Genomic DNA, 10,950 nt, shown 5'->3' with positions numbered 1-10,950 from the left:
AGATTTTGTGGATGCTGGCGCAGAAGCTTATGAGCAACAATACCAACAACGGGTGTTCAAACATCTCAAACAACGGGCGAAAAAAATGGGCTTCGATCTAGTTCCTGAGCCACTTGTAGGTTGAGTTTCTTAGAAGAGGCTACGCCAACGCCTAATTGGACATAATCGGACATAATTGGACATAATCGGCTCATTAATTGGATGAAGTAGCCGATCTGATGATAATGGGCTTAAATTTTTGACTTATTATCTTCACAGAGGTGATGAATATTGCTTATCATAACTTCAAAATGTTACTCAATGTACGTCAAATTTAAACTGAGCAATAGGATAAGGTCTAATCATATTATCTCTCTGCTCTAAACTGAATAAAAGAACTTGATAAATCCCTACTTCTGAGAATTGGCAAGATATTTGAATTGATTCTCCCACCGCAGGTTGACTTTGACAAGTCTTGATATCTGTTTTGTTATCTTGTGCAAATGGGTTGCTATGCTGTAGGCTCCAGAGCGAAAAATTAGATTTTTCTCTCTCCGAGAAAAGAGCTACAATTTTATTTGAATAGTTTAAAGGTGTTTTTACTTGAATAAAAGCATTTTTTTCGACAGAGGTCTTATATTCAACTGGTGAAACTACCTGTAAATTTTCATTGAAAAATCGAGGTGTCAATATTAACTGCTTTTCAAAATAATCTCGACTTATAGGGTGGCGTAAAAGTTGCCAATGTGACCAATCTGGAAAATGATCTGTAATCATTACTTCAGGAGGTGGCATGAGATAATCTGATTTATATAAAGATAGATTTTGATTGGAGCTGCTATCATCCCATGTCGTATCCACTAGTTGCCAATTATCTGCAACCTTAACAGCATTCCAAGCATGTAATGTCGGTTTGGTGTTAGAAATTAATTGTCCTCTACTCGTGGAAATTGAATTTGGAGGAGCTAAATCTTGACGAATATCTCCTTGTATAGCAACAGTATTTATACCAATTGCTTGACTTAATGCCATAAAGAGATTAGCGTAACCACCACAAACTGCCTTTCGTGTTGAAAAGACGGTTTGAGCATCTTGAGGTGGTTGTATTCCTATCTCAAGTGCATGAAAATCATAACTAACCCGACTAATTACATAGTCATGTAATGCTTTAATTCGTAAATATGGGTCAGATTCCTGGCTAGCAATATACTCAGCAGTAGATTTAATACTACCCTCAATATTAGGTGCTATGCTAGCAACTATTGGGTGAATTGTTTGATTATTTTTCCATGACCAAGGTGAAGCTGATAAGGGTGGTTCAGGACTATTATAACCCACCCTTCCAGCCAAATCTTTGATTAAATGCGGATTTGCTCCATTAGTCACAGCCACTAGTAATAATAAAGATATAAACCAGTATCGAGCCAGACTTGATTTAAATAAATTTATAAATTTTCTTTTCAGAATATTTTTCTGCTTGTGCTTTAATTTCAGAACCGCTTTCTGAAAATCACGTTCGAGATTTTGAGGCATACAAATACTATTAATTAGTTGTGACATCCCTAGTATTCCCAATTAGCATGAAAAATATACCTGAGATTGATTCAGCTTATTGAGCCATTTGTAAGGTAGGCACTGCCCGTCGTCTGGATTTCAGACAATTTCTATTCGCTCGATATTTCCACTCAGCTACTGACTATTTAAAACTGAGAGATACGATCGATCCCTAATCCTGGCAAATCTCCTGGTATTAAACGCCCATCGATTAACTTAGCACCTACAAATGGATCGTCTAGTAAATTTAGATGACTATCCAAATCTAAATAATCTGCCAACGGTGACAACTGCGCTGCGGCGGTATTTGCCAACACCGTATCTGAATAACAACCAAACATCACCTGCAAATCGTGAGCGCGGGCGGTATGAATCATCCGCATCGCTTCTGTCAATCCGCCAGACTTCATCAGCTTGATATTAATCCCATCTACTTTATCCACCAATCCAGGGATATCTCGACTGGTAAAACAACTTTCATCGGCAAAAATTGGTAATGGGGATGCTTGCTTTAGTTCTACCAATTGCCCTTCATTGCCTCGTGCTAATGGTTGTTCCAGATATTCCACGCCCAAATCCGCCAACCACTGGCTCATGTAGATCGCATCTGCGAGACTCCAACCGCCATTGGCATCGACAGTTAATTTAGCAGTGGGCATCTCATCCTTAATTGCCAACATCATCTCGCGATCGGCACCAATTCCCAAGGGATTCCCCAGTTTTATTTTTAAAAACCGCGCCTCGAATACCTCCAACCACCCGCGAATTCTCGCTTTGGCACCGTCAGGCGTATTAATCCCCACCGTCACCGAAATCGGGACAATTTTTTCGCGCTCTAATCCCCACAATTTCCACAGGGGTAATTCGACACTCTTCCCTAGCCAATCATATAAGGCAAGATCGATCGCGGCTCTGGCTGCGGAGGGTAATTGGTAGGCATTCATCAGACTCTCGATCGCTTGGCGTTGCAGGGGATGATAGGCTGCTAAGTGGGGGATAATTTGGTTTAGAGCAGTCGTAATTAGATCGAATGATTGGACTTGAGTACCGATCGTAAATGGTACCGCTTCTCCCCAGCCAGTAATGTTATCGGCTGTTATCCCCACGGCTAAATTCTGGTTTTGACTGCTGGTACCGCGACTGATTGTCAGTGCAAACCGTTTATTGACAGTGTAAGGATAAAGTTCGATGTTCATGTGGAGTTGGGAGTTGGGAGCCAAAAGTGCGGGAACAGTATCGACAATGGTGCGTTACGGCTGTTGCCTAACACACCCTACATCAACCTGTTTTTTTATTTAGGGATTAGCAGATCCTCTAATTTAATAAATTTTAGAGTACAGATCGCCTTATAGTAATTGAACCGTTCGTCGATCGCCGCAAAATGCCCTATGGCTGTCAGTAAAATTCCGTTTGGATCTATTAAACAACTTTTCAACAAACGCCGAGATCGTTTGTCTACGCAATTATTAGGGCTGGGATTAATAATTACCGTTAGTTTTGTTGCGATCGCATTATTTGCACCATTATTACAGGCGATTGGTTTATTACAAGATCCGCAAGATTTACTCGGATCTCCCATGCCGCCCTACAACCCAATCAATCAAGCTCCATCTTGGCAGCATTGGTTTGGGACTAGTCGGGAGGGTTATGATGTCTTTTCACGGACGCTGTTTGGTACTCAGGCGGCTCTGCAAGTAGTGATACTGGCAACTTTGATGAGTTTGCTAATTGGGGTGCCGTTGGGGATGGTGAGCGGCTATTTAGGCGGCAATCTCGATCGAGTCCTGCTGTTCGTGATGGATACGATTTACACATTACCAGGATTATTGTTATCGGTGACGCTGGCGTTTATTGTGGGTAAAGGTGTGTTTAATGCCGCGATCGCGTTGAGTATTTCCTACATTCCCCAGTACTTTCGAGTGGTGCGAAATCAGACAGCGAGTCTGAAGACGCAAATGTTTGTCGAAGCGGCTCAGGCATTAGGCGCATCTACTCGTCATGTGTTGACTAAATATCTATTTGCCAATGTGGTGCAGAGCGTACCCGTACTATTTACGCTCAATGCTGCTGATGCGATTCTAGTTTTGGGTGGTTTAGGTTTCCTTGGTTTGGGTTTACCCGACGAAATTGCTGAATGGGGGCACGATCTTAAACAAGCTTTACCCGCACTTTCGACGGGGATTTGGTGGACAACGTTATTTCCAGGGCTGGCTTTGACATTGATGGTGACAGGTTTATCTCTGTTGGGCGAAGGTTTGAGTGAGTTGATAAATCCGAAGGATAGGGGGTAGAGGGTAGGCGGATAACTAAACATTGGCGCAAAGGTCGAATTTTGCCTAATTTCTGTTCTAATGGATTTAACACAAAGGAAATATCTTTTATTGCCGCGATCGATCTGATGATAAAAAGGATCTACGCCCCTACCCTCTACCCTCTAATTTCATGACAGAAGTAATCGGGATCGATCTTGGTGGTACGGCGATTAAATTAGGGCGATTTACTGAGGATGGGACTTGTCTTCAGTCATTATCAGTGCCCACACCAAAGCCAGCATATCCCGACGTGACGATCGATATGATGACTTATGCGATCGAGAAATTAGCCCCAGGCATGATAAATATTAGCGCGATTGGGGTGGGCACGCCAGGGCCAGCAGATGCGGCGGGGAGGATCGCCAGAATTGCGATTAATTTAGAGGGTTGGATCGATATTCCGGTAGCGACACTGATCCAGTCTCGAACTGGGGTACCGACAATCGTGGGAAATGATGGCAACTGCGCCGGATTGGGGGAAAATTGGCTGGGTGCAGGACAAAACTATCGCAATTCAGTACTCCTAACTTTGGGGACTGGAGTTGGTGGAGCAGTGTTTATCAATGGGGCATTATTTACGGGACATGCGGGGAGTGCTGGGGAATTAGGTTTAATTACCTTTGATGCAACTGGCTATCCCTGTAAGAGTGGTAATAATGGCTCACTAGAGCAGTTTCTATCTGGGCAATCAATTCGGCGCATCACGGGTAAAGAGCCGAAAGAACTGGGAATATTAGCGGCAGCAGGCGATCGATCTGCGCTAGAATTTTGGGATAGTTATGGTCGAAATCTAGGCATTGGTTTGACGAGTATCAGCTATATTCTGACACCAGAAGTAGCGATTATTGGTGGTGGTATCAGTGCCAGTGCCAAATACTTCCTACCCGCAGCCAAACGGGAAATCGACAGGCGGGTGATGGTTACTTCTCGCCCAGGATTTAAATTAATTGAGGCAGAATTAGGAAATCAAGCAGGGATAACTGGTGCGGCTAAATTGGCATGGGAAATGTTAGAGCGCAAAAAATGAGTTGCGACTGGTTCCGAGGGTTCAGTAACACTATAAATCATAATTAATCTCGATCGATTCTCCTCTACCCAACCCGCGATCGTTAGTTCTCGGCAATAAATATCATAAGTGTATAACTTGAGTCGATGCTCCTATGTCTTCAGAATCCCCAGAATCTCAATTAAGCCTTTTCGGTGAAACTACAGCGATACACGTAGAACTCCCAGCTAATAACTTCGAGCTGATTCCCACCAGCAGTAATATTCCGATTCCTCCAGGTACATATAGCAGTCTCAGTCAGCTTACGGCTCATTGTCAGGTTTGTCATCGCTGCGAGTTGGGTAATACGCGGATTAATGCTGTCGTCGGGAGAGGTAGCGAAACAGCACCGATCTTGATTGTGGGTGAGGGACCAGGGCAAAATGAAGATGAGCAAGGTTTACCATTTGTCGGTCGATCTGGTCAACTGCTCGAAAAGATTCTGGCGGCTGTTAAACTAACGATCGATCGGGATGTTTATATCTGCAACGTCGTCCGCTGTCGTCCGCCCGAAAATCGCGTCCCCACTCCAGCCGAAGTTGCTGCTTGCAAACCCTATTTACTAGAACAAATCCGGTTGGTAAATCCGAAGATTATTTTATTAACTGGTGCAACAGCCGTAAAAGCAATTACAGGTAAAAAAGACGGGATTACCAAAATTCGTGGTACTTGGATTGAATGGGAAGGCAGATGGTGTATGCCGATTTTCCACCCTGCATATTTATTACGCAATCCATCTCCAGATGTTGGCAAACCTAAGTGGTTGATGTGGCAAGATATTCAGGCGATTCGCGCCAAATTGGATGAAGTTAGCGCGTAATTGAAAAAATCACCTCCATGGAGGTGATTTTTTAGAGTATCGATTCTCAGATGAAATTTGGGCATACTCAAGTTGATAACTCTCACCAAACACGATCGAGTATGGCTAAAGTAGCGAATGAATATGCAGTACATCTGCTACTGTCAGGCGGTCATCGGGAGGAAATCCGCTTCCCCACAGTTCAGGAGTTTCAGAAATGGTATAGTGGTGAGCTAATGCCAAAATCCAGCTCCAGCGACTTTATTACGGTACCCCTAAAAAATAATCAAGGTGAGTACATGGTGATTCGTCCTAGCTGTGTCGAAGCAATTCGTGTCGAACCCGTATTTGCATCGAGTATCGATCGAGACTACTAAATTAGGTTTTAGGTTTTAGGCTTTAGGTTTTGGATGTAGGGTGTGTTAAGCGAAAGCCGTAACGCACCAGCACTGACCACTCATGCTACTGCAAAATTGATAAATAACAATCGACTGCGAGATCGGATCGGAAACATGACTTCCGCAACTCTCGTCACCGATTGCAATATCCAAGCGTTATGTTAATAATTACTTCATGATTAGAACACTGGCTTTACTCTCTTTGAATCTAGGTATTGCGCTAGGATTCAAGCAGCAACTACCCTTGCGGTTACATGCTGCACCCATTGCCAAGATCCAAGCCAACCAGAGTAAGAGTACTCCCAGTGCTCCCAGTACTCCCAAGACTCCCAGTACTCCCAATTACGAAGAAAATTCTTTAGGTTTTGACGAGCAACTGTGGGGCAAATTTGGCGATAAAGCATTGATGCTCAAATCGATCGATAATAGTCTGCGCTACTTAGAGACACCCGCAGCTACAAAAGCATATCAAAATTATCCCGTCCAGGGAATTAGTCGCGATCGAGTGCGTCGATCTCTAGTCAGATTTCGTCAATTGGTTAATAATAGTCGTTCCGCTACCCAACTCCAAGCTGCGGTAAAACAGGAATTTTCCTTTTACCAATCGATCGGTAAAGATAACAAAGGTACCGTCCAATTTACTGGTTACTACGAACCAATTTATCAAGCTAGTCGTACCCAGACAGCCGAATTTAAATACCCCCTCTACAAATTACCTGCGAACTTTAATAGTTGGAAAGACACCCCCCCCGAACGCGTTGAATTAGAAGGCGCAGATGGGCTACAAGGCAGTGAAAGTGCGCTCGCAGGGAATGAGATATTTTGGATGCGCGATCGATTTGAGGCGATCCTCGTGCAGATTCAGGGTTCGGCAGAATTCAATCTTGTCGATGGGAGCAAAACAACTGTTGGCTTCGCTGGTGGTACGAATTTTGCTTACAACAGCATCGGTAAAGAACTCGCCAAAGATGGTAAAGTCACCGCCAGCCAGCTTACTCTCCCTGGCATTATTCGCTACTTCCGCGAAAATCCCCTGGAATTAAATGTTTATATTCCCCGTTACAAACGATTTGTCTTTATGAAGGAAACCTTCAACGGTGAGGCGATGGGCAGTATTAATGTGCCAGTCACGCCCGATCGATCGATCGCCACTGACAAGTCGATGATGCCACCAGGCGCACTAGCTTTAGTTTATACCCAACTTCCTTATGCGAGTGAAGGTCGATCGATCCAACAAAAATTGGTGAGTCGTTATGTCTTGGATCAGGATACGGGGAGTGCGATCACTGGCCCAGGACGTGTAGACTATTTTATGGGTACTGGTAAGATTGCTGGCGATCGTGCAGGTGTCACTGGTGGGCCTGGACAGCTTTATTACCTATTGCTCAAGAGCTAGGTTTATGAGTTGACAGTTGATAAAGATGACGATCGAACCTACCAAACTATGACAGCCACAGTGTTCGATCGTTATCCAGTCTTACATGGCAATTCTAGCTGTGTAGGCTGTAAATGGAGTGAGTTTCGATCGCGCAGTAGATAATTTAAGTACTCAACTGCAACCGGATCTCTATGTCAAAGGTGATATTTGCTCGATCGATACTCTTACATCTTGCAACAATACCTAAGGACTAGATAACAGCAGAGATCTAATGGTACCCATTAAGCGGCGTTTTTATGCGGGGGTTCCCCCCGCATAAAAAAACGACAAGACAGGGCACCCCTACACAATTAACCTGTAGGGGTGCCCTGGATTACGCTTATTACTAATATTTTTATACTGGTGCTACTTAATTCAAGTTGAAATACCTACATCAACAACAGCAATTATGCAGCAGATTATCGATCGTGGTAAGAAATAATAATTTAGATAATTTTTGGTAAAATATCAGTTCGGACTACCCCACGCCACAGCCGATCCTCACCCATGCCCGATTCCAGTACTACTTCACAACCGATCCCTTCAGATGTCGCCGAGTTGCAAGACAAATTTACAACTAGCACCACTAAAAATCAGTTGCAGATGCTCCCTCAGATCGTTGCTACTGGTTTACCAGGTGTTGAAATTTTAATTAAGTGGCTCCATCAACAGCTAGAAAATAAGCCGACAATTATTACTGGAGCCGTTTATCAAGCTCTGTACAAGAGCGAGTTTGCCACTGCCCGTGATTATCTCGATCGAGAATTACCCACCGGAATCATTCCGCTCCAATCAAGCTTAGGTATTGATTACAAAAATCTTCAAAAATTACTAGCTAAACAAGAATTTCAAGCTGCCGACAAACTTACTACCGAAAAGCTCTGCGAATTAGCGGGTGCAGGTGCCGTCGGGCGGAAGTGGATTTATTTCACCGAAGTCGAACAGTTACCGTCGATCGATCTGCACACAATCGATGCTTTGTGGCTATTTCATTCTGAAGGTAAATTTGGGTTCTCGATCCAACGCGAAATGTGGCTGGGAATGAGCAAAAGTTGGGATAAACTGTGGGTGAAAATTGGCTGGAAAAATGCTAATAACTGGACGCGCTATCCAGGCTCATTTACGTGGGATTTGACTGCTCCTAGGGGTCATTTACCTCTATCCAATCAACTGCGTGGCGTGCGGGTGATAGCTGCTTTACTATCACATCCTGCCTGGGATAAAATTGGTGAGTAGGAGATTTTGGATTTTGGATTAAAAATCGATCGATGCAGACTGCAACCTCTTAACTTCTAACTTTTAATTCCCCAATGCTGAAATCATCACATCGTCTCGCAGTATTGTTACATGAGGGAATTACTGGAGTTCAGGGAAAGACGGGATTGACACTGTTGCGATATAGTCCAGCGCAGGTAGTGTGTGCGATCGATCGATCGTGTTCGGGTCAGTCTTTGGTAGAGTTAACGGGGATTAACCGCGATTTGCCGATTGTAGATTCGATCGAATCGGCTTTAAATTATCAGCCGGATGTCTTGGCAATTGGGATTGCACCATCGGGTGGGATCGTTCCCGATAGTTGGATGGCAGAATTACAAACGGCTGTAGCGGCGGGTTTATCGATCGTCAATGGATTACATACGCCTTTAGCCACTCATCCTCAACTGGTAAATCTATTAAAACCAGGACAATGGATCTGGGACGTGCGCCAGGAACCCCAAGGATTAAAAATCGGCACTGGTTCGGCGAAGTCCCTACCCTGTAAGCGAGTGCTGATGGTAGGTACAGATATGGCAATCGGTAAAATGTCCGCAGCATTAGAATTACAACGTACCTGCGAACGTCGGGGGCTAAAGTCGAAGTTTATCGGCACGGGACAAGCGGGAATGATGATTAGTGGTGAAGGTGTAGCTTTAGATGCAGTGCGCGTGGATTATGCCGCAGGTGCGATCGAACAAGCTGTGATGCTTCATGGCAATGATTATGAGCTGTTAGTGGTGGAGGGACAGGGTTCGCTCTTACATCCAGGTTCGACGGCTACTCTCCCATTGATTCGTGGTTCCCAACCCACGCACCTGATTCTGCTCCACAAAATCGGTCAGGAAACCATCCGCAATTGTCCCGATTTCAAAATTCCCTCCTTAGCAGAAGTTGTGCGGTTGTACGAGGCAGTAGCTAGCTGTGCGGGAGCATTTGGAACCGTCAAGGTGGTCGCGATCGCGCTCAATGGTGGCAAGCTATCTGATGACGTGGTGCAAGCCGAGATCGATCGAGTCACCACTGAGACGGGCTTACCCTGCACAGATGCCGTCCGGTTTGGTGCTGATGTGTTGCTAGATGCAATTATCAAGTCATAGCTGATTGGTGTGCGATCGAGTAACTAATCAACCCGCAATCTCAGCAATAGTAAAATTATTTTCACTATCCATCGTCACCAAAATACAATGTCCCCAAAATAAATCGCCATCGTTATGGTAGAAAGACACGGCACCATCTGAGTCGATCGATATAGAATCAAGTACCATCCGCTCTTTGAACTGTTCGGGTGTCAATGGTTCTTCGTCTTCATCATCAATCCAAATCTCATTTTTTATTGCTAGCAGCCCCTCAACCGCATAATCTCGCGCAGACTGGGCATGTTTGTCCAACTCCTTCACAAAATCAGTAGCTCTTTTAAGTGCAGACGCTACTGCTCCGTCTTCATCGGTTAGAAGCTGGATCGAAAGTTCTGATTGTTGGGCTTTAAGCTGCCCCTTGTAGCACTCATACTCTTCTTCGTAACGCAATGTCCCCAGTTCTGGGCATTCAATGTCTGGATAGTTCATAATTTTCACACATCTAACTCTTTAGAGAAGTATACCCAGCATAGATAACTTCTCAATACAGTTTGGTTAGGCTTGGATCTTCGCTAGTGTTAGTCCGCGCAGGCGGACTTTGCATCACCAGCGGCAGTTTTAACCGCTGGCTATGCGAACCATGTTGGAATAAATCCCAGACATAACCAAAACTAATCACACTCATTAATTCTCCAAACCTAAGAAACGTTTACAAACATTAATAATCAAGTTAAGTTAAGAGTATATTCATCCAACACATTCCGTTCTACCGAGAACACCAGCAATCATCAAATGACCACAACCTTACAACGCACCCAGAGCGCAAACATCTGGGAACGCTTTTGTAGCTGGACCACATCCACCGAGAACCGCATTTATGTTGGTTGGTTCGGAGTACTGATGGTTCCTACATTGCTTTCCGCAACCATCTGTTTCATCATCGCTTTCATCGCTGCACCTCCTGTAGACATTGATGGAATCCGTGAGCCAGTCGCTGGTTCTTTAATGTTCGGTAACAACATCATCTCTGGTGCAGTTATTCCTTCATCTAATGCCATCGGTCTTCACTTCTACCCAATCTGGGAAGCAGCATCCTTAGACGAGTGGTTATAC

General features: G+C 44.3%; 12 protein-coding genes and 1 pseudogene. 9 read left to right on the top strand and 4 right to left on the bottom strand.

All coding sequences use genetic code 11. The features are described from left to right. Positions 1–297: 297 nt before the first annotated feature. Positions 298–1,512 (bottom strand): transglutaminase domain-containing protein, encoded by a 1,215-nt coding sequence (locus ACEW9J_RS02910; RefSeq protein WP_373543646.1) that lies wholly within the window; start codon positions 1,510–1,512, stop codon positions 298–300. 167 nt (positions 1,513–1,679) lie between these two features. Further along, a complete protein-coding gene (locus ACEW9J_RS02905; RefSeq protein ID WP_373543645.1) occupies positions 1,680–2,729 on the bottom strand; it encodes a dipeptide epimerase in 1,050 nt (349 codons plus the stop codon). A 192-nt stretch (positions 2,730–2,921) separates the two neighbouring features. On the opposite strand from ACEW9J_RS02905, the gene ACEW9J_RS02900 reads away from it, so the two are divergent. The 8 genes from ACEW9J_RS02900 to ACEW9J_RS02865 all read left to right on the top strand — a co-directional run bounded on the left by ACEW9J_RS02900 (position 2,922) and on the right by ACEW9J_RS02865 (position 9,858). Continuing rightward, on the top strand, positions 2,922–3,824 hold the full coding sequence (locus ACEW9J_RS02900; protein ID WP_373543644.1) for an ABC transporter permease: 903 nt from the start codon (positions 2,922–2,924) through the stop codon (positions 3,822–3,824). Between the two features lie 151 nt (positions 3,825–3,975). After that, entirely contained in the window at positions 3,976–4,872 is an 897-nt protein-coding gene (locus tag ACEW9J_RS02895) for an ROK family protein (protein ID WP_373543643.1), read from the top strand. Between the two features lie 133 nt (positions 4,873–5,005). Then, positions 5,006–5,710 (top strand): uracil-DNA glycosylase family protein, encoded by a 705-nt coding sequence (locus tag ACEW9J_RS02890; protein WP_373543642.1) that lies wholly within the window; start codon positions 5,006–5,008, stop codon positions 5,708–5,710. Between the two features lie 101 nt (positions 5,711–5,811). Then, on the top strand, positions 5,812–6,066 hold the full coding sequence (locus tag ACEW9J_RS02885; RefSeq protein ID WP_373543647.1) for a hypothetical protein: 255 nt from the start codon (positions 5,812–5,814) through the stop codon (positions 6,064–6,066). A gap of 196 nt (positions 6,067–6,262) precedes the next feature. After that, on the top strand, positions 6,263–7,483 hold the full coding sequence (locus ACEW9J_RS02880; RefSeq protein ID WP_373543641.1) for a murein transglycosylase A: 1,221 nt from the start codon (positions 6,263–6,265) through the stop codon (positions 7,481–7,483). Between the two features lie 9 nt (positions 7,484–7,492). After that, on the top strand, positions 7,493–7,627 hold the full coding sequence (locus ACEW9J_RS02875; RefSeq protein WP_373543640.1) for a hypothetical protein: 135 nt from the start codon (positions 7,493–7,495) through the stop codon (positions 7,625–7,627). Positions 7,628–8,011: 384 nt separating this feature from the next. Further along, positions 8,012–8,740, top strand: a complete 729-nt coding sequence (locus ACEW9J_RS02870; protein ID WP_373543639.1) for a GUN4 N-terminal ARM-like repeat domain-containing protein — start codon at positions 8,012–8,014, stop codon at positions 8,738–8,740. Between the two features lie 74 nt (positions 8,741–8,814). Beyond that, positions 8,815–9,858: a DUF1611 domain-containing protein gene (locus ACEW9J_RS02865; protein WP_373543638.1), complete on the top strand. Its 1,044-nt coding sequence runs from the start codon at positions 8,815–8,817 to the stop codon at positions 9,856–9,858. 27 nt (positions 9,859–9,885) lie between these two features. Here the strand turns inward: ACEW9J_RS02865 and ACEW9J_RS02860 are convergent, their stop codons facing one another. Beyond that, positions 9,886–10,326, bottom strand: coding sequence for a DUF2262 domain-containing protein (locus ACEW9J_RS02860; RefSeq protein ID WP_373543637.1), 441 nt, complete (start codon positions 10,324–10,326; stop codon positions 9,886–9,888). 52 nt (positions 10,327–10,378) lie between these two features. Continuing rightward, a complete protein-coding gene (locus ACEW9J_RS02855) occupies positions 10,379–10,522 on the bottom strand; it encodes a hypothetical protein (protein ID WP_373543636.1) in 144 nt (47 codons plus the stop codon). A gap of 107 nt (positions 10,523–10,629) precedes the next feature. On the opposite strand from ACEW9J_RS02855, the pseudogene ACEW9J_RS02850 reads away from it, so the two are divergent. Further along, a pseudogene (locus ACEW9J_RS02850) lies at positions 10,630–10,950 on the top strand (photosystem II q(b) protein); the annotation flags it as partial.

The sequence above is a fragment of the Chamaesiphon sp. genome (assembly GCF_041737865.1).
GTDB lineage: Bacteria > Cyanobacteriota > Cyanobacteriia > Cyanobacteriales > Chamaesiphonaceae > Chamaesiphon.
This window is presented reverse-complemented; position numbering and strand designations above follow the sequence as displayed.